This is a genomic window from Chromobacterium aquaticum, assembly GCF_021129195.1.
Classification (GTDB): domain Bacteria; phylum Pseudomonadota; class Gammaproteobacteria; order Burkholderiales; family Chromobacteriaceae; genus Chromobacterium; species Chromobacterium aquaticum.
On record NZ_JAJOHW010000005.1, the window covers coordinates 24,833 to 42,188 of the forward strand.

Annotated in this window: 19 protein-coding genes; 12 read left to right on the forward strand and 7 right to left on the reverse strand. The window is 62.5% G+C overall.

Features of this window, described 5'->3' with window-relative positions; translation table 11 throughout:
• Positions 1–26 precede the first annotated feature (26 nt).
• The 7 genes from LQT98_RS00520 to LQT98_RS00550 all read left to right on the forward strand — a co-directional run bounded on the left by LQT98_RS00520 (position 27) and on the right by LQT98_RS00550 (position 4,902).
• Positions 27–1,172, forward strand: coding sequence for a baseplate assembly protein (locus LQT98_RS00520; RefSeq protein ID WP_231460747.1), 1,146 nt, complete (start codon positions 27–29; stop codon positions 1,170–1,172).
• Complete coding sequence (locus LQT98_RS00525; RefSeq protein ID WP_053074283.1) at positions 1,165–1,821, forward strand: phage tail protein I; 657 nt, start codon at positions 1,165–1,167, stop codon at positions 1,819–1,821. The genes LQT98_RS00520 and LQT98_RS00525 overlap by 8 nt, the downstream gene beginning before the upstream one ends.
• Entirely contained in the window at positions 1,818–2,504 is a 687-nt protein-coding gene (locus tag LQT98_RS00530) for a phage tail-collar fiber domain-containing protein (protein WP_048408987.1), read from the forward strand. Before LQT98_RS00525 ends, LQT98_RS00530 begins: the two co-directional genes overlap by 4 nt.
• Before the next feature lie 193 nt (positions 2,505–2,697).
• The gene (locus LQT98_RS00535) at positions 2,698–3,498 is read left to right on the forward strand and encodes a hypothetical protein (protein WP_231460748.1); all 801 of its coding nucleotides are present in this window, start codon (positions 2,698–2,700) and stop codon (positions 3,496–3,498) included.
• A 14-nt stretch (positions 3,499–3,512) separates the two neighbouring features.
• Positions 3,513–3,785, forward strand: a complete 273-nt coding sequence (locus LQT98_RS00540) for a hypothetical protein (protein ID WP_231460749.1) — start codon at positions 3,513–3,515, stop codon at positions 3,783–3,785.
• Positions 3,786–4,024: 239 nt separating this feature from the next.
• Positions 4,025–4,663 carry a hypothetical protein gene (locus LQT98_RS00545; protein WP_231460750.1) on the forward strand — a complete coding sequence of 213 codons (639 nt, stop codon included), beginning with the start codon at positions 4,025–4,027 and terminating at the stop codon, positions 4,661–4,663.
• 2 nt (positions 4,664–4,665) lie between these two features.
• The gene (locus LQT98_RS00550) at positions 4,666–4,902 is read left to right on the forward strand and encodes a phage tail assembly chaperone (RefSeq protein WP_231460751.1); all 237 of its coding nucleotides are present in this window, start codon (positions 4,666–4,668) and stop codon (positions 4,900–4,902) included.
• 68 nt (positions 4,903–4,970) lie between these two features.
• On the opposite strand, the gene LQT98_RS00555 is transcribed toward LQT98_RS00550, so the two are convergent.
• The 3 genes from LQT98_RS00555 to LQT98_RS00565 are packed head-to-tail and all read right to left on the reverse strand — an operon-like array spanning position 4,971 to position 10,720.
• Positions 4,971–6,371: an efflux transporter outer membrane subunit gene (locus LQT98_RS00555; RefSeq protein WP_048408983.1), complete on the reverse strand. Its 1,401-nt coding sequence runs from the start codon at positions 6,369–6,371 to the stop codon at positions 4,971–4,973.
• Positions 6,364–9,510 carry an efflux RND transporter permease subunit gene (locus LQT98_RS00560; RefSeq protein WP_231460752.1) on the reverse strand — a complete coding sequence of 1,049 codons (3,147 nt, stop codon included), beginning with the start codon at positions 9,508–9,510 and terminating at the stop codon, positions 6,364–6,366. Before LQT98_RS00560 ends, LQT98_RS00555 begins: the two co-directional genes overlap by 8 nt.
• A gap of 19 nt (positions 9,511–9,529) precedes the next feature.
• Entirely contained in the window at positions 9,530–10,720 is a 1,191-nt protein-coding gene (locus tag LQT98_RS00565; protein ID WP_231460753.1) for an efflux RND transporter periplasmic adaptor subunit, read from the reverse strand.
• Between the two features lie 202 nt (positions 10,721–10,922).
• Between LQT98_RS00565 and LQT98_RS00570 the strand changes: the two genes are divergently transcribed.
• The 5 genes from LQT98_RS00570 (at position 10,923) to murA (ending at position 14,904) form a co-directional block, all read left to right on the forward strand.
• On the forward strand, positions 10,923–11,570 hold the full coding sequence (locus LQT98_RS00570) for a TetR family transcriptional regulator (protein ID WP_231460754.1): 648 nt from the start codon (positions 10,923–10,925) through the stop codon (positions 11,568–11,570).
• A gap of 147 nt (positions 11,571–11,717) precedes the next feature.
• Positions 11,718–12,623: an ABC transporter ATP-binding protein gene (locus LQT98_RS00575; RefSeq protein WP_048407931.1), complete on the forward strand. Its 906-nt coding sequence runs from the start codon at positions 11,718–11,720 to the stop codon at positions 12,621–12,623.
• Positions 12,620–13,375, forward strand: coding sequence for an ABC transporter permease (locus LQT98_RS00580; protein ID WP_048407932.1), 756 nt, complete (start codon positions 12,620–12,622; stop codon positions 13,373–13,375). The genes LQT98_RS00575 and LQT98_RS00580 overlap by 4 nt, the downstream gene beginning before the upstream one ends.
• Positions 13,376–13,395: 20 nt before the next feature.
• Positions 13,396–13,644, forward strand: a complete 249-nt coding sequence (locus LQT98_RS00585) for a BolA family protein (protein WP_231460755.1) — start codon at positions 13,396–13,398, stop codon at positions 13,642–13,644.
• Between the two features lie 6 nt (positions 13,645–13,650).
• A complete protein-coding gene (murA, locus tag LQT98_RS00590) occupies positions 13,651–14,904 on the forward strand; it encodes a UDP-N-acetylglucosamine 1-carboxyvinyltransferase (RefSeq protein ID WP_231460756.1) in 1,254 nt (417 codons plus the stop codon).
• A gap of 216 nt (positions 14,905–15,120) precedes the next feature.
• Here murA and LQT98_RS00595 read toward each other — a convergent pair whose 3' ends face one another.
• The 4 genes from LQT98_RS00595 to LQT98_RS00610 form a co-directional block, all read right to left on the reverse strand.
• Positions 15,121–15,456: a zinc ribbon domain-containing protein YjdM gene (locus tag LQT98_RS00595; RefSeq protein ID WP_048412700.1), complete on the reverse strand. Its 336-nt coding sequence runs from the start codon at positions 15,454–15,456 to the stop codon at positions 15,121–15,123.
• Between the two features lie 74 nt (positions 15,457–15,530).
• Positions 15,531–16,340, reverse strand: coding sequence for an MlaA family lipoprotein (locus tag LQT98_RS00600; protein ID WP_231460757.1), 810 nt, complete (start codon positions 16,338–16,340; stop codon positions 15,531–15,533).
• A gap of 16 nt (positions 16,341–16,356) precedes the next feature.
• Positions 16,357–16,650, reverse strand: a complete 294-nt coding sequence (locus tag LQT98_RS00605; protein ID WP_231460758.1) for an STAS domain-containing protein — start codon at positions 16,648–16,650, stop codon at positions 16,357–16,359.
• Entirely contained in the window at positions 16,650–17,279 is a 630-nt protein-coding gene (locus LQT98_RS00610) for an MlaC/ttg2D family ABC transporter substrate-binding protein (RefSeq protein WP_231460759.1), read from the reverse strand. The genes LQT98_RS00605 and LQT98_RS00610 overlap by 1 nt, the downstream gene beginning before the upstream one ends.
• Between the last annotated feature and the right edge of the window lie 77 nt (positions 17,280–17,356).

The window sequence follows — 17,356 nt, forward strand, 5'->3', positions numbered from 1 at the left end:
GGCGCTCCATTCAAGGACGTGTTTTCATGACCCCAGATTTGCCCAAGTTCATTGATGACGATCCGCATACCGTCACCGCCGAGCTGATCGACGCCTATCAAAAAATGAGCGGCAAAACGCTCTATCCCGGCCAGGTGGAACGCTTGCTGATCGACCTGATCGCCTACCGCGAAAGCGTGGCCCGCGCCGCCTTCAACGACGCCGGCCGCCAGAACCTGGTGGCCTTCGCCCGCGCGCCGATGCTGGATTACCTGGGCGAACTGGTCGGCGTCAGCCGGCTGCCGGCCCAGCACGCGCGCTGCACGGTGCGCATCGCCTTCACCCAGCCCTTGACGCTGGCGCAGCTGATTCCGGCGCAGACCCTGGTGGCCGGCGGCGGCGTGCAGTTCCAGTCCTTGGCCAGTCAGATCGCGCCGGCCGGCAGCAGCAGCATCGAGGTGCCGGTCAGCGCGGTGGAAGCGGGCGCCGCCGGCAACGGCTTCGTGCCGGGCCAGATCAACACCCTGGTGGATGAGCTGGAGGTGGACGCCAGCGTGGTCAATATCGACACCAGCGCCGGCGGCGCCGACGCCGAGGACGACGAGCGCCTGCGCGCGCGCATCCGGTTGGCGCCGGAGTCGTTCAGCGTGGCCGGCAGCGCCGCCTCCTATCGCCACCACGCGCTGCGCGCGCATCAGGACATCGCCGACGTGGCGGTGATCAGCGCCAGCCTGCAACAGCAGAACGGCGAATTGCAAAGCGCCAACCAGGTGCCGCCCGGCGTGGTGCGCCTGTATCCGCTGACCAAGACCGGCATGCCGCCGGACAGCCTGCTCAGCGTGGTGGCCGCCGCCTGCAGCGCCGACCGGGTGCGGCCGCTGACCGATCTGGTGGAGGTGCTGGCGCCGGAGGATTACGGCTACCAGGTGCGCGCGCGGCTGACGCCGTATCGCGACGTCGATCCCAAGACGGTGCAGCAGCAGGCGCAGGCCGCCGTCGGCGCTTTCGTGCAGGCGCAGGCGGAGCGGCTGGGCCGCGATATCGTGCCGTCGCAGCTGATCGCCACGCTGTCGGTGCCCGGCGTCTACCAAGTGGTTTTGCTGGAGCCGGCCGCCACCCGGGTGGTACCGCCGCAGGGCTGGTCGCACTGTACTGGCATCCAGCTGGAGATGACCGGAGGCCAGGATGGCTGACATCACGCCCAATCTGCTGGCGCGGGACGCGCGTTTCGGTCCGCTGGCCAAGCTCAGCGAACGCCTGGGCGACATCGATCCCGGCGGCCTGCTGGTCTATCTGGTGGATACGGTCAAGCCGGATTTGCTGCCGCTGCTGGCCGAACAGTTCCACATCGACGGCGACGAGGGCTGGTTGCTGACCCAGACCGAGCAACAACGCCGCGACCTGATCAAGCAGAGCATAGAGCTGCACCGCCACAAGGGTACGCCCTGGGCGCTGCGCGAAGTGTTCCGCATCCTCGGCGTGACGGTGGAACTGGAGGAATGGTGGCAGCGCCGGCCGCCGGCCGCGCCCTACACCTTCGAATTGACCGCCTGGGCCAATGACAATCTGCTGCCCGGCCAGGCCTTGCTCAATCCCGATCTCTACCGCCGGCTGCGGCGCATGGTGGAGCTGGCCAAGCCGGCGCGCAGCACTTACCGCTTCAAGCTGGGCGCGCGTTTCAACGGCCGTCTGGGCCTGGCCTCGGCCGCTCAGGCGCGCGCGCTGATCCGCCGCAGCGCAGAAGCGGCGCCGATGCGGCTGGAGCCGCAGCAGCCGTTGGCCCTTTCATCCGCCGCGCAAATCTATAGCGTGGTCCACGTCACCATGGAGGCATCGTTGTGAGCACCCCTTTAGCACCTCTTATCACCGCCGCGGGCCTGGCCGCGATCTGGCGCGCCAGCAATGACGGCGTGTCCGCGCAGATCACCCACATCGCCTTGGGCGACGGCGCTTACGCACCGGCACAGGGCCAGACCGCCTTGCGCAGCGAACAGGCGCGCTATCCCATCGCCGGCGGCGAACGGCTGGGCAATACCCAGATCCATCTGACCGCCATCGCCGACGACGCCAAGGCGTTCTGGGTGCGCGAGATCGGCTTCATCCTGGCGGACGGTACCTTGCTGGCGGTCTGGTCCGACCCGAAGGCGGCGCTGGCCTACAAGGCGGCGGATGTGCAATTGCTGCTGGCCTATGACCTGGCCTTGAACGCGCTGCCGCCGGACAGCGTCACCATCCAGTCCAGCGGCGCCGGCCTCAATCTGAGCCTGGCCAGCGAACTGGCGGAACTGGCTGCGGCCCAGATCGGCGAAGCCAACCGCGGCCTGGGGCGCGACGAGCGCATCCGCGCGCAGGACGGGCGTTTGCAGGCGCTGGAGCCGCAAGTGACCGCCTTGCAAAACCGCAGCCAGGCGCTGGAACAGGAACATGCCGCCGATAAACGCTCCGGCCTGGAGCTGGCTACTGCCAATGCGGCGGCCATCGTCAATATGCAGCATTTGTTCGTCAAACAACGTCTGGGCGCATGAGCGCCGGGGCTGCGTCGCAGCCCCACTCCCCCTGGCCAATGTGGCTATCCCCGCAGTGATCCCTGTTTTTCCCGCGCCGCTTCCGGCACTTCCCCATTGCTATGTGTTTCCGTTTCCAGGCTGAGGTCTGGGGACGCGTTGTCTTGGATGGTCTCAAGGCCATGTATCGCAGTAGAACTTTTAGGAGAGCGTGATGAGTTTGGAGAGCAATATCGCCGAGTTGGTGAAATCGGCCAATGGTTTGACCGATGCCGTTCATGGAAAGATCGGTGAAATCGATCAGAAAGTCGGTCAGAAAATCACCGAGTTGAATAATTGGAGAACCGGTCATTGGAATGAGCATCCGGCCATCGCCGTGAATTTCAATGCCCGGATGACGGCAGTGGGGGGCGAGGGTGATAAGAAACTGCCGCTAGCTTTGGGTGTACATGCTGGTGGGGATTTTTGGGGCAAGTTCGATGCGGCATTGATTCCTGTGACGCCGGGAGAAGAGCCGGCATCCCGCCCGCCCATCGTTCGCGAGTTATTGCAGTATATGAAGAGCGATGATCGGCACTTTTCTGCCAATTTCAATATCCTGCACTTGACGGTGAAGAAAGTCAGTGAGGGCTTCGGTCCCTATGTTTTTTTTGTTCCCTATCAACACGTCAAGATGGGCGCTTTTACCAGTGTGGCGCTGTATCACAAGGTGATTGGTCAAGGAGACTGGAACTGGATGGATAACAGTAAAAAAGGAGTTTGGAATCAGGTTACCCATCATTTTCTATCAGCTCACGCTGGGGCTTATACCCATGTCGATATTGCTTTATCCAATGCTCAAGTAGGTGATCAGCTGTATCTGGCATTGCCGCAAATTATTCCAGGGGTATGGAATCCAGAGCTTCGCCTGCCGCAACTATACAATATTTTTGACCCTGTTATTGATGTGATTGGTAATAGCACGATCAGTGGCCTCGGCGGCGTATTTGCCAATATCAATAACAGCAATCGTTAAATCAGGGAGTTGATATGAGTACTGAAATGAAACCTTATTCCGATATGCAGGATGATATTGGCTTGATCGTGACGGATAAAGGACTAGAACGGCCTGCGGTGGTATGGGCGCGTGATACTTGCGCCGCCTATATCCATCGTTATTACCCTGTGCATGTGCAGTTGAATGTGCTGCGGACCGGCTCGGAAGATGAACGCAAGAAGATGAGTGTCTTCATCGATGCCTGCCGGGTCTGGAGCAATCAAAAATCTGCTACGAGCGCTGAGTTGGAAAAAATCAAGCCGTGATATTAAGTCGGCGTGCCGAGCTGAGCAAATGGCTTGGCTAAATCTGAATGAACCGCGCTTCCGTATCATGGAGCGCGGTTTTCGCCTTTTTTGCTAAAGCGGCTTAAAAGCCGTGGTTTTCCGTAAGTGACACAATGTCTCCATGTCAGCGCTGAAGCTGTTCACGCCGGAAGGGCGGTGGACGAACACATGGTTGAATTTAATTCAATCCACTCTGTGATGAACCATTGGAGAGCATGATGAGCTTGGAAAGCAATATCGCGGAACTGGTAAAAGCGTCGAATGCGCTGACCGGTACGGTGAACGGCAAGATCGCCGACATCGACCGGCGCGTTGATGTCAAGGTTCAGCAAATGGAAGATTGGCGAAATGGTGCGCGGCAAGAGTTTGCAAGTATTGCAACTCAGACGATTGCAGTGGGAGGGGCGGCAGATCACTGGTATCCAGTTGTAATCAGTCTGCCAAGCCGCAAGGCAATGGATATATTTATCGCGCGCTATACTCATGAAGATAGTGATAAATACGAAAAATTTAATGGGGCGATGTTTCTACACCTGTGTGGCGTCAATGGTGAGTGGGGCGGCGTTCCTCCTCTATTGTATCCTCAGGCATACTCTTATAAGGCTGGGTTATTCGAAAAATTGCCTCCTGTTGCTGATTTCGGAATTACGGCGTTTGGCATGAAGGCTGTTGTCTGGCTGTTGGGAGCGCGTCATTATAATGTGACGACTTCCGTGCCTGCGATCATTGAAGTGTTTAGCCAAGAGATAGGAAATGTCGTGTATGACCACCCTAATCCCCAATATGTAATAAAGTTGGATGCTCTCCAAGGAGTGTCTGGGGCTATGGTCGTTAACGGTTATCTGCGAGGTGCGTGAAAATGGAACAGAATCAATTGGATCAAGTTGTAATTCAGCATATTGAACAGGGCTTATTGATGGATTTGCGTATGCGGCGCACTACGCTGTTGCGTGAGAGTGATTGGACGCAAATGCAGGATGCGGCACTGAGCTCTGAGCAAAAGGCTGCATGGCAAGCATATCGTCAAAAGTTGAGAGATCTGCCAGGAGCCATTACAGATATCCAGCGTGTTACTTGGCCGGCGCGGCCGGCCTGAGCTTAGCGAGACAGATAGGTAACAAAAAACCCCGCCATCCGGCGGGGTTTGTCGTTTGCTGCTGCGAATCAGGACTTGGCCGGCGTTTCCCAGCCGCCGCCCAACGCCTTGTACAGGCCCACCACCGCGTTCAGATGGTCCAGCCGCGCGCTGACCAGGCCCAACTCGGCCTGGAAGCTGTTGCGCTGCGCGTCCAGCACGTCCAGATAGCTGGCGTAACCGTTGTCGTAGCGCAGGTTCGCCAGGCGCAGCGACTTGTTCAAGGCCTGGAACTGCGTGGTCTGCGCCGCCTGGATGTCGCGCGCGGCGCCGTAGCCGGACAAGGCGTCCAGCGCGTCCTTGAACGCGCTCTGCACCGTCTTCTGGTACTGCGCCAAGGCTTGCTTCTGCCGCGCGTTGGCTGCGTCGACGGCGTAGCCGGTCTGGCCGAAGTTGAACACCGGCGCCGCCAGATTGCCGACAAAGCTCCAGGTCCGCGTCGGGCCGGTGAACAGGGTGTCCAGCGACAGGCTTTGCGAGCCTAGCGCCCCGCTCAGGCTGATGCTGGGGAAGTAGGCCGCGCGCGCCACGCCGATGCGGGCATTGGCCGCAATCAGCTGCTGCTCGCTGGCGGCGATGTCCGGCCGCCGCTCCAGCAGGCTGGAGGACAGACCGGCCGGCACTTCCGGCGGGGCCGACAGCGCGTCCAGGCTTTGGCCGCGCTGGATGCCGCCGGCCACCAGCTGCTTGGGCGAGTGGCCGAGCAGCACGCCCAGCGCGCTTTCGGTCTGTTCCAGCGCGCTGGCGATCTGCGGCACCTTGGCGCGGGCGGAAGCCGCTTCGGCCTCGGCCTGCTGCTGGTCCAGTTCCGAGATCAGGCCGCCCTTGAAGCGCTTGGTCTGCAGTTTCAGCGATTCCTCGCGGCTTTGCAGCGTGCGCTTGGCGATGTCCAGCTGAGCGTCGTAGGCGCGCAGCTGGAAATAGGTCTGCGCGGTTTGCGCGGCGATCGCCAGTTTGGAGCTGTCGCGGGCGAAGCGGCTGGCGGCGAAGTCGGCGCGCGCCGCCTCGTTACCGCGGCGCAGCTTGCCCCACAGGTCCAGTTCCCAGGACGCGGTGAGGTTGGCATTGCGTACGTCGCTGACCAGCGGCGCGCCCGGCGTAGTTGTGGTGGCCGAAGTGCGGCCGCGCTGGTAGCCGGCATTGGCGTTCAGCGCCGGCAGCAGCTGGGCCCGGGCGATGCCGGCCTGGGCCGCGGCCTCGTCGACGCGGGCGGCGGCGGCGGCCAGGTCCTGGTTGTGTTCCAGCGCTTCGGCGATCAACTGATCCAGCACCGGATCGTTGAACTGCTTCCACCAGTCCATGGCGATGGCCGGGTTCTGGGCCTGGGCGCTGTCCGGCAGCTCCAGCTTGGGGCGGCTGTAGTCGGGGCCGACCGCGCAAGCGGTCAGCGCCAGCGCCACCAATGAGGGAATCAGGGCGCGTTTAAGCATCGGCCTTGTCTCCTGCCTCGGCCGTAGGCTGAGGCTGTTTCGGTTTGCTGAACTTCATGATGAGCATGAAGAACATCGGGATGAAGAAGGTGGCGATGAAGGTGGCGGCCAACATGCCGCCCACCACGCCGGTGCCGATCGAGTGGCGGCTGGCGGAGCCGGCGCCGCTGGAGATCGCCAGCGGCATACAACCCAGCACGAAGGCCAGCGAAGTCATCACGATAGGACGGAAACGCAGCTTGGCGGCGGCGATGGCGGCTTCGACCACGCTCAGTCCTTCTTCTTCCATTTGCTGGACGGCGAACTCCACGATCAGGATCGCGTTCTTGGCCGACAAGCCGATCAGGGTGACCAAGGCCACCTGGAAGTAGACGTCGTTGGCGAGACCGCGCAGCCAGTTGGCCATCAGCGCGCCGAACATGGCGAAAGGCACCGCCATCAGCACGCTGATAGGCAGGCTCCAGCGTTCGTACTGCGCCGCCAGGATCAGGAACACCATGATCATGCCGAAGCCGAACACCACGGCGGAAGAGCCGCTGGTGGATTTCTCCTGGAAGGCGGAACCGGTCCACGCCAGCGTATAGCCGTCCGGCAAGGTTTCCTTGGCCACGGCTTCCAGCACGTTCAGCGCCTCGCCGGAACTGAAGCCTGGGGCGGGGCCGCCCACCAGCTTGGCCGCCGGGAAGATGTTGAAACGCTCCAGGCTTTCCGGGCCGGTGGTGTGCTTGATGGTCACCAGCGCCGTCAGCGGGATCATATTGCCGTCCTGCGAACGCACATAGATGTTGCGCAGGTCTTCAACCCGGGTGCGGAAGTCCGCCTCCGATTGCAGCTGCACGCGGAAGGTGCGGCCAAACTTGTTGAAGTCGTTGACGTAGAGCGCGCCGAAGGTGCTCTGCATGGTGTCGAACACGGTGTTGACCGGCACGCCCAGGGACTTGGCCTTGGCGCGGTCCAGCTTGACGTAGATCTGCGGCACGCTGGCGGAGAAGGTGGTTTGCACCCCCTTCAGTTCCGGACGCTTGGCGGCGGCGGCCACCAGTTTCTTGGTGACTTCGCCCAGTTCCACCGAGCTCGCGCCACCGCGGCTTTGCACATAGGCCTCGAAACCGCCGGTATTGGACATGCCGGAGATCGGCGGCGGGTTGAAGGCCAGCACGATGCCGTCGGTAATGCCCATCATGCCCTTGGCGAAGGTATCGCCCACCACCGCCTGCGACGACAGATTGGGCGCCTTGCGCTCATCCCACGGCTTCAGGGTGATGAAGGACACGCCGGCATTGGTCTTGTTGCCGCCAGTCAGAATGTCGAAGCCGGCGAAGCTCATCACGTCCTTGACCGCCGGGTTCTTGCTGGTCATCGCGTCCAGCTTGGTCATGGTGGCCGAGGTGCGCTGCATCGACGCGCCATCCGGCAGGAAGGCGGCGGCGATGATGTAGCCCTGGTCCTCGTCCGGCGCCAGGCTGGACGGGATCATGCGGAACAGGCCAACGCAGATGGCGATCAGGCCGGCGAACAGCAGGATGCCCACCGCGCTGCGCTTGATCAGGAACACCACGCCGCGGGAATAACCCTGGGTCAGGCGATCGAACCAGTTGTTGAACCAGACGAAGAAGCGGGCCGGGTGTTGATGGCCTTCCTTCAACAACAGCGCGCACAGCGCCGGGGTCAGGGTCAGGGCCACCAGGCCGGAAATCGACACCGACACCGCGATGGTGATGGCGAACTGCTTGTACATCTGGCCGGCGATGCCGCCGAGAAAGGCGACCGGGATGAACACCGAGCACAGCACCAGCACGATGGCGACCAGCGCGCCGGATACCTCGTCCATCGCCTTGAAGCTGGCTTGCAGTGGCGATAGCTTTTCCTGCGTCATCAGGCGTTCGACGTTTTCCAGCACCACGATGGCGTCGTCCACCACGATGCCGATGGCCAGCACCAGGCCGAACAGCGTCAGGGTGTTGATGGTGAAGCCGAAGGCGTACATGCCGGCGAAGGTGCCGATGATGGAGACGGGCACCGCCAGGCAGGGAATCAGGGTCGCGCGCCAGTTCTGCAGGAACAGGAACACCACCAGGAATACCAGCACCATGGCCTCGCCCAGCGTGGAATACACTTCCTTGATCGACACTTCCACGAACTTGGTGGTGTCGTAGGGGATCGCGTAGTTCAGGCCTTTGGGGAAGCTTACCGCCAGCTTCTGCATCGTCTGTTCCACGGCTTGCGCGGTGGCCAGCTGGTTGGCGCCCGGGGCCAGGAAGATGCCGATCGGGATGGTCGGGCGGCCGTTGTGCGTGCCGGTGAAGTCATAGGACAAGGCGCCCAGTTCCACGCGCGCCACATCCTTCAAGCGCACGGCGGAGCCGTCCGGGTTGGAGCGCAGGATGATGTTCTCGAACTCTTCCGGCTCGGACAGGCGGCCCTGGGTGGTCACGGTATAGGTGAAGTCCTGCTTGCCCTTGACCGGTTCCGCGCCCACCTTGCCGGCGGCGAACTGCGCGTTCTGCTCGCGGATGGCGGCGGCCACGTCGCTGGGCGTCAGCTTGAGCTGGGCCAGACGATCGGGCTTCAGCCACACGCGCATCGAGTAGTCCTGGCCGGCGAAGTTGATCACGTCGCCCACGCCCGGCACCCGCTTCAGTTCGTCCACCACGTTCAGCAGCGCGTAGTTGCTGATGAACAGGGTGTCGTAGGTCTTGTCCGGCGAGAACAGAGAAATCACCTGCAGGAAGGCAGAGGATTTCTTGGTCACGTTCACGCCCTGCCGGCGCACTTCTTCCGGCAGCTGCGACAACACCGACTGCACGCGGTTGTTGACGTTGATGGTGGCCTGGTCGGCGTCGGTGCCGATCTTGAAGGTCACGCTCAGCGACAGCTTGCCGCTGGAGGAACTGGTGGACTGGACGTAAAGCATGTCGTCCACGCCGTTGATCGCCTGTTCCAGCGGCGAGGCGACGGTATTGGCGATCACCTCGGCGGACGCGCCCGGATAGCTCGCGCTCACCGAGATCATCGGCGGCACGATTTCCGGATATTGCTCGATGGGCAATGCCTTGAGGGCGGCCAGGCCCGCCAGCGTGATCACGATGGAGATCACACTGGCGAAAATGGGCCGCCTGATGAAAAAGGCGGAAAACATGGATGGTTACCCCTTTGCCTTATTGTTTGGGCGCAGCTGCGGGCGCGCTGGCGTCGGCCTTGAACGGATGCGGTTTCACGTCCGCGCCCGGGCGCAGTTTGATGATGTTGTCCACCACCACCTTGTCGCCGGCTTTCAGGCCGCTTTCCACCAGCACGTCCAGGCCCACATCCTGGGACACGGTGATGGGACGCGGCTGCACCTTGTTGTCGGCGCCGACGACCCATACCATCTTGCCCTGCTGCGAGGTCAGCACCGCGCGCTGCGGCACGGCGATGGCGTTGCTGCGCTTGGCGCCTTGCAGGATCACGCGCACGAACTGGCCGGGCAGGATGCTGCCGTCCGGGTTGGCGAAGGTGGCGCGCGAACGGATGGTGCCGGTGCCGGCGTCCACCAGGCTGTCGGTGAAGTTGAGCCGGCCGCTCTTGTCGTAGGACGAGCCATCGGTCAGCTTCAACTGCACATTGAAGTGGCCGTTGGCGGCCAGTTTCAACTGGCCGGAGTCCTGCATCTTGCGCAGATTCATCATGTCGCTGTCGGACATGCTGAAGTTGACGTAGATCGGGTCCAGCTGCGACACCTTGGTCAGCAGGCTGCCGTCGGCGGTGGTGGACACCAGGCTGCCCTCGGAACGGGTTTCCTGGCTGGTCATGCCGGAAATCGGCGCGGTGACGCGCGCGTAGCCGAGGTTGATCTTGGCCTGCTGCACCTGAGCCTGGGCTGCGGCGACCGAGGCCTTGGCGGCTTCAAACGCGGCCAGGCTGTCGTCGCGGTCCTTCTGGCTGACCGCGTTTTCGCGGAACAGCGGAGTGATGCGGTCGTAGTCCTGCTTGGTGCGCGACAACTGGGCCTGCTGCACTTGCAGATTGCCCTGGGCCTGGTCCAGCGTGGCTTTCAGCGGTTCCGGATCGATCTGGAACAGCAGGTCGCCCTGTTTCACCGGCTTGCCCTCGGTATAGGCGCGCTTGAGCAGAATGCCGCCCACACGGGCGCGCACTTCCACTTCACGCGAACCGGCGGCCTGGCCGACGAATTCGAAGGATACCGGCACATCGCTGGGCGCGATGTCGATCACGCCAACCGGCATCGGAGGCATGGCGCCGGCGTGTTGGTCGGGTTTCTTGCCGCAGGCCATCAGGCTGGCGGCCAGCGCGGTCAGCAACAGCCAGTGCCCGCCTTTCTGGGCGAAGGTGTTTCCTTGCATCTTCATGGGATGTCCTCAGGAATGTGGATGTGGGATAGGAATTGTTATAAATAAAATGTACTGCAATTTTTCTTTGATAGTGGAATTCGATCATGAGTGAGTCGCGATATTTTACATACATGCGTGTACGTATGTAAAATACTCGCAGCGACGCATTGTGATATGGTGCGGGCTTCCGACAGACCCTTTTAACAGCGATACGTTCAACATGGCACGCAAAACCAGAGAAGAAGCCGAACAAACGCGGTACTTGCTGCTGGATACGGCGGAGCAGCTTTTTAGCGAGAAGGGTGTCTCCAAAACGACACTGGCGGACATCGCTAGCGCCGCGGGACTGACGCGCGGCGCGGTGTACTGGCATTTCCAGAACAAGCTGGACTTGTACCGGGCGATGCTGGATAGGATGGGCGGGCAGTTTGATGACATCAGCGAGCAATTGTTGAAAACGGCACACTCTAGTCCGGCACTGGCCTTGTGGAACCACAGCCACAGGCTGCTGACCATGATAGGGGAAAACCAACAAGTCCGTCGTATTTTACTCATTCTGTTTATGCGGAGCGAGCATGTCGGCGAACTGGCTCCCATCCACGACGAGTGTGTTGCGCATATGCAGGAAACCCGCGAGCACCTGAGCACGGTGGTGCAGATGGCGGTGAGCGCCGGGCAGACCCTGCCGTATGTGCAGCCGGACACCGTGGCCGAAGTGCTGCAATCCATGCACCACGGCCTGATCAACCGCTGGCTGGCGGATGGCAGCCAGACCAATCTGGGCGAGAATGCCACACAACTGTTGCAATATGTCTACCGTGGAATTTTCTTGCCGGAAGTGATGGAGCAACTCTCCCCTCAAGCCTAGTGTCCGTTGGCGCTCGTTTTCTCGCTCGGCGCAGCGGTAAAACAAATATCAACAGACCCTTTCCAGCGCTATAATTGACCTTTTTTGTCAAACCATTAGCGCCGTTGGCGGCTTGAGCCGCGCGGCGTTGTCGGTGTTACCCCTCTCATGCCCCAGGCTATTGAAATTCAGGCGGTAAGCAAGCGCTATGGCCAGCTACAGGCGCTGGACCAGGTCAGCTTCACCGTCGCCCCCGGCGAATTCTTCGCCCTGCTCGGCCCCAACGGGGCCGGCAAGACCACGCTGATTTCCGCGATGGCCGGCTTGTCGCGGCCGGACAGCGGCAGCATCCGCATCATGGGCCACGACGTGGTCGGCGATTTCCGCGCCGCCCGCAAGGCGCTGGGCGTGGTGCCGCAAGAGCTGGTGTTTGATCCCTTCCTGTCGGTGCGCGAGACGCTGCGCTTTCAGTCCGGCTACTTCGGACTGGCGCGCAACGATGACTGGATCGACGAGCTGCTGTTCAAGCTGGGCCTGGCCGACAAGGCGCACAGCAATATGCGCGCGCTGTCCGGCGGCATGAAGCGCCGGGTGATGGTGGCGCAGGCGCTGGTGCACCGCCCGCCGGTCATCGTGCTGGATGAACCCACCGCCGGTGTCGACGTGGAACTGCGCCAGAGCTTGTGGGTGTTCGTGCAGGAGCTGAACCGCGCCGGCCACACCATCGTGCTGACCACGCATTACCTGGAAGAGGCCGAGGCCTTGTGTTCGCGCATCGCGATGCTGAAAAAGGGCCGACTGCTGGCGCTGGAGAGCAAGGACAAGCTGCTGGCGCACAGCGCGCGCCGCGAAGTGGCGCTGTTGCTGTCCGGCGAGCTGCCGGCGGCGCTGCAAACAATGAAACTACGCGACGAAGACCGGCGCGTGGTGCTGCAGCTGGAGCATCTGGGCCAGTTGGAAGCCGTGCTGGCCGCGTTGCGCGAAGCTGCGGTGGAAGTGCGCGAGCTCAATGTGGTGGAGACGGACTTGGAAAGCGTGTTCGTCAAGATGATGAATGGAGGGCCGCAGCCATGACCGGCTTCATGACCCTGTTCAAGAAAGAACTGGTGCGCTTCTGGAAAGTGGCGTTCCAAACCGTGGCCGCGCCGGTGCTGACCGCGCTGATGTACCAGCTGATCTTCGCCCATGTGCTGTCGCGCCATGTCGAGGCCTACCCGGGCATCAGCTACACCGCCTTCCTGATTCCAGGCCTGGCGATGATGTCGATGGCGCAGAACGCCTTCGCCAACAGCTCCAGCAGCCTGATCCAGTCCAAGATCACCGGCAACATCGTGTTCCTGCTGCTGCCGCCGCTGACCGCGCTGGAGTTCTTCGGCGCCTATCTGCTGGCCGCCATCGTGCGCGGCCTGGCCGTCGGCGCCGGCGTGCTGCTGATCACCGGCTGGTTCGGCCTGCCGCTGCCGGCTCAGCCGCTGTGGGCGCTGACCTTCGCCGTGCTCGGCTGCGGCGTGCTGGGCGCGCTGGGCATCCTGGCCGGCATCTGGGCGGAAAAATTCGACCAGCTGGCCGCTTTCCAGAACTTTCTGATCATGCCGCTGACTTTCCTGTCAGGCGTGTTCTATTCGATCAACAGCCTGCCGCCGTTCTGGTACGCCGCATCGCATCTGAATCCGGTGTTCTACATGATAGACGGCTTCCGCTACGGCTTCTTCGGCCAGGCCGATGTCAGCCCCTGGCTGTCGGCTGGGGTGGTGGGCGGCAGCTTCGCCGTGCTGGCGGGCCTGACGCTCTGGCTGATCAAATCTGGCTACAAACTGCGCCACTGAGCGCATCCACGGGATTTCTCATGCTTACTCCGCAACAAGTCAAACAGTATATCGAGGCCGGCCTGGCCTGTACCCATCTGGAAGTGGAGGGCGACGGCCACCACTTCTACGCCACCATCGTGTCGGCGGCTTTCGAGGGCAAGCGCCTGATCGACCGCCACCGCCTGGTCAAGGAAGTGATCGCCACCCGCCTGGCCAGCAATGAAATTCACGCTCTGTCCATCGTCAAGGCCGCTACGCCCGACGAATGGCAAAAACTGCAAGGCTGATCCGTCATGGATAAATTGAAAATCATCGGCAACGGTCCGCTCAACGGCGAGATCCGCGTTTCCGGCGCCAAGAACGCCGCCCTGCCCATTCTGTGCGCCAGCCTGTTGACCGGCGACACCATGCGCTTCACCAATGTGCCGATGTTGCGCGATATCGCCACCACCCAGAAGCTGCTGCAAGGCATGGGCGTGCGGGTGATGACCGACAATGTGCACGAAATGGAAATCACCGCCGGCCACCTGGACAGCCTGGTGGCGCCGTACGATCTGGTGAAGACCATGCGCGCGTCCATCCTGGTGCTGGGCCCGACGCTGGCGCGCTTCGGCGAGGCCACGGTGTCCCTGCCGGGCGGCTGCGCCATCGGCAGCCGGCCGGTGGATCAGCACATCAAGGGCCTGGTGGCGATGGGTGCCGAGGTCAGCATCGAGCATGGCTATGTCAAGGCCAAGGCCCGCCGTCTGCGCGGCGCGCGCATCATCATGGACATGGTGACCGTGGGCGGCACCGAGAACTTGCTGATGGCGGCGACGCTGGCCGAGGGCACCACCATCCTGGAAAACGCCGCGCGCGAGCCGGAAGTGACCGATCTGGCCAACTGCCTGGTGGCGATGGGCGCCAAGATCAGCGGCATCGGCACCGACCGCCTAGTGATCGAGGGCGTGGAGCGTTTGCATGGCGCCGATTACGCGGTGATGCCGGACCGCATCGAGGCCGGCACCTTCCTGGTGGCCGGCGCGATGACGCGCGGCCACATCGTGCTGCGCAACGCCGCGCCCAAGAGCATGGAGGCGGTGCTGGACAAGCTGGCTGAAACCGGCGCGGTGGTGGAGTGCGGCGACGACTGGATCTCGCTGGACATGAAGCGTCGCCCGCAGGCGGTTAACTTCCGCACCTTGCCGTATCCGGCTTTCCCCACCGACATGCAGGCTCAGCTGATGACGCTGAACTGCGTGGCCGAGGGCGCCGGCGTGGTGACGGAAACCATTTTCGAAAACCGCTTCATGCATGTGCCGGAATTGAACCGCATGGGCGCCAATATCGAGGTGGAAGGCAATACCGCCATCGTCAAGGGCGTGGAAAAGCTATCCGGCGCCACGGTGATGGCCACCGATCTGCGCGCGTCGGCCAGCCTGGTGATCGCCGGCCTGGTGGCCGAGGGCGAAACCATCGTCGACCGCATCTACCACCTGGATCGCGGCTATGAATACATCGAGAAGAAGCTGGGCGCGGTAGGCGCGCTGATCGAACGCATCAGCTAAGAGTCTGTTTACAATCTGCTGCGCGTCGTGAAACATGACACGGTGAGTACCGCTTCGAAATGCTCATGTACCGTAGGTACATTCCGCTTTCTCAGCGGCAACGCTTTGTCTCGCTCTAGCTCGCGAGATCGTAAATAGGCTCTAAGCGATAAGCTTGCTTTTGCAATGAAAAACGCCACGGCTCAGGCCGTGGCGTTTTGTTTTGGCGCGCGGGATTTACGCTTTCTTGACGAACTCGGACTTCAGGCTCATCGCGCCGATGCCGTCGATCTTGCAATCGATGTCGTGATCGCCGTCGACCAGGCGGATATTCTTCACCTTGGTGCCCACTTTCACCACCAGGGAGGAGCCTTTGACTTTCAGGTCCTTGATCACGGTGACGCTGTCGCCGTCTTGCAGCACATTGCCGTTGGCGTCCTTGATCACGCGGGCTTCTTCCGCCGGCGCGGCTTGCTCGCTCCATTCGTGCGCGCACTCCGGGCAGACATACATCGCGCCATCCTGGTAGGTGTATTCGGATTTGCATTGCGGACAGGCTGGCAGATTGCTCATGGCGTTTCCTGTTTGAGAGGTAGATAGAAGAACGCTGCCGGCCTGTTGAGGCGCCGGCAGCGGAGAGAGCGGATTTACTGCGCGGCGGAGGCTGCGGTCTTGGCGACGGGGGCTGCTGCGACCGGCGCCGAGCTGTCCATCTTGCCGCCTGGGGAATCAAGCAGGTCGTCGAGGTTGAAACCGTCCGCCGGCTGGGTCGGATTAGGTAGGCCCAACTGCTGCGCGCGCAACTGCATATAGGCGTCGCGGGTATAGCTGTACGGATCCAGCGCCGCGGTGCTGAGCATCGCTTCCACGCCCAGGTAGCGGGCGCGGGTGTTCACGCCGTACAGGCCGTAGAAGCCCACCGCCTGCCAGGTGGTGTCGTAGAACATCTTTTCCGGGCCGGGACCGGCCAGCGAGGCGGTCAGGCCGGCGCCGTCGCGCACGGTGGAGGGGCCGAAGAAGGGCAGCACCAGGTAGTTGCTGTCATGCCAGCCCCAGGCGGCGAAGGTGTCGCCCAGCGTGGTCTTGTTGTTCTTCAGCCCGGCCTGGCTGGCGATGTCGATCAGGCCGAACAGGCCGAAGCCGGTGTTCATCGCCACCCGCATCACATCGTTCAGCGCTTTTTCCGGCTCGGCGCGCAAGGCGTTGGACAGCGCGCTGTAGACATCCTTGAGGTTGTCGAAGAAATTGCCTACGCCGGTGCGTACCGGTGATGGTGTGATGGCCTTGTAGCCCTCGGCCACCGGTTTGATCACGTAGCGGTCGGCGGTGTCGTTGACCTGATACATCGCCCGGTTGTAGGGCTCGAAGCGGTCGTAAGGCACGCTGGGATTGCTGGCGCAGCCGGCCAGGGTCAGCGCCAGCGTCAAGCCGGCCAGCGCGGGTTTCAGGGGCGACATAAGTCCTCTCCGCATATCAATCCGCCGCCGTGGCGGACAGCAGCTCCGCCAGCGAGTACAGGTCCAGCAGGGCGCTGAGCCCGCTCGGCCAGTTTTCCAGAGCCAGCGCGTGGCCGGCCGCATCGGCGGCGCGGCGCGCGCCTAGCAACAGGGCCAGCGCGGCGGAGTCGGCGCTGGTGATGCCGGATAAATCCAGCCGCAGCGGCGCTTCACCGGCCAGCTTGGCCAGCGGCGCGGCGAGCGCGCCGCAGCTGTCCATATTCAGTTGGCCGCTGAGACGAGCGCGGCCAGGCGCGGTGTGTTCCAGCATTAGCGGTTGCCCTTGGCCGCCGGTGCGGCGGCTACCGGCGCCGCGTTTTTGTTCTGCAGCAGCTTGATCAGGCCGTCCACGCCGTTCTTGCGCACTTCCTCATTGAAGGAGTTGCGGTAGACGGTGACCAGGCTGGCGCCTTCCACGCTGACGTTATAGATTTTCCAGCCTTGCGCGCCCTTGTTCAGGGTGTAGTCCACCGCCACCGGGCTGGCGTTGCCCGGCAGCGTCACCGCGGTTTTCACCGTGGCGTCGCGGTCGCCGTTGCTCATCACCGGGTTGGGCTTGACGTCGACCTGGGCGGTCTTGAAGCGGGTCATGGTGGCGGAATAGGTGCGCACCAGCAGGGTCTGGAACTGCTGGGTCAGCTGGGTGCGCTGCTCGGCGCTGGCCTGACGCCAGCCCAGGCCCACGGCCAACGCGGTCATGCGCTGGAAGTCGAACATCGGCACCGCCAGGGTTTCCGCCTGCTGGCGGATCTGCTTGGTGTTCTTGCCGTTGTCCTGCTTCAGCACATCCAGGATCTGGCGGGAGGCATCCTTGATCACATCGGTGGGGGCATCGCCGGCGGCATGGGCCACGGCGGACAGGCCGAACAGCAAACAGCAGAGTGCGAGTAGTTTTTTCATCGTTTTTCCAATCGGTAAGGCTGGCGGGGCGGGGTAGCGCCCGGAGCCAGCCGGTTTTCCAGTGGCGGGATGCCCCG

Bases quoted from the DNA above. Each gene is read 5' to 3' on its own strand.
- LQT98_RS00535 (WP_231460748.1), top strand. From the start codon at position 2,698: ATGAGTTTGGAGAGCAATATCGCCGAGTTGGTGAAATCGGCCAATGGT.
- LQT98_RS00550 (WP_231460751.1), top strand. From the start codon at position 4,666: ATGGAACAGAATCAATTGGATCAAGTTGTAATTCAGCATATTGAACAG.
- LQT98_RS00525 (WP_053074283.1), top strand. From the start codon at position 1,165: ATGGCTGACATCACGCCCAATCTGCTGGCGCGGGACGCGCGTTTCGGT.
- murA (WP_231460756.1), top strand. From the start codon at position 13,651: ATGGATAAATTGAAAATCATCGGCAACGGTCCGCTCAACGGCGAGATC.
- LQT98_RS00610 (WP_231460759.1), bottom strand. From the start codon at position 17,279: ATGAAAAAACTACTCGCACTCTGCTGTTTGCTGTTCGGCCTGTCCGCC.
- LQT98_RS00545 (WP_231460750.1), top strand. From the start codon at position 4,025: ATGAGCTTGGAAAGCAATATCGCGGAACTGGTAAAAGCGTCGAATGCG.
- LQT98_RS00520 (WP_231460747.1), top strand. From the start codon at position 27: ATGACCCCAGATTTGCCCAAGTTCATTGATGACGATCCGCATACCGTC.
- LQT98_RS00585 (WP_231460755.1), top strand. From the start codon at position 13,396: ATGCTTACTCCGCAACAAGTCAAACAGTATATCGAGGCCGGCCTGGCC.
- LQT98_RS00595 (WP_048412700.1), bottom strand. From the start codon at position 15,456: ATGAGCAATCTGCCAGCCTGTCCGCAATGCAAATCCGAATACACCTAC.
- LQT98_RS00570 (WP_231460754.1), top strand. From the start codon at position 10,923: ATGGCACGCAAAACCAGAGAAGAAGCCGAACAAACGCGGTACTTGCTG.
- LQT98_RS00600 (WP_231460757.1), bottom strand. From the start codon at position 16,340: ATGTCGCCCCTGAAACCCGCGCTGGCCGGCTTGACGCTGGCGCTGACC.
- LQT98_RS00580 (WP_048407932.1), top strand. From the start codon at position 12,620: ATGACCGGCTTCATGACCCTGTTCAAGAAAGAACTGGTGCGCTTCTGG.
- LQT98_RS00560 (WP_231460752.1), bottom strand. From the start codon at position 9,510: ATGTTTTCCGCCTTTTTCATCAGGCGGCCCATTTTCGCCAGTGTGATC.
- LQT98_RS00565 (WP_231460753.1), bottom strand. From the start codon at position 10,720: ATGAAGATGCAAGGAAACACCTTCGCCCAGAAAGGCGGGCACTGGCTG.
- LQT98_RS00605 (WP_231460758.1), bottom strand. From the start codon at position 16,650: ATGCTGGAACACACCGCGCCTGGCCGCGCTCGTCTCAGCGGCCAACTG.
- LQT98_RS00540 (WP_231460749.1), top strand. From the start codon at position 3,513: ATGAGTACTGAAATGAAACCTTATTCCGATATGCAGGATGATATTGGC.
- LQT98_RS00575 (WP_048407931.1), top strand. From the start codon at position 11,718: ATGCCCCAGGCTATTGAAATTCAGGCGGTAAGCAAGCGCTATGGCCAG.
- LQT98_RS00555 (WP_048408983.1), bottom strand. From the start codon at position 6,371: ATGCTTAAACGCGCCCTGATTCCCTCATTGGTGGCGCTGGCGCTGACC.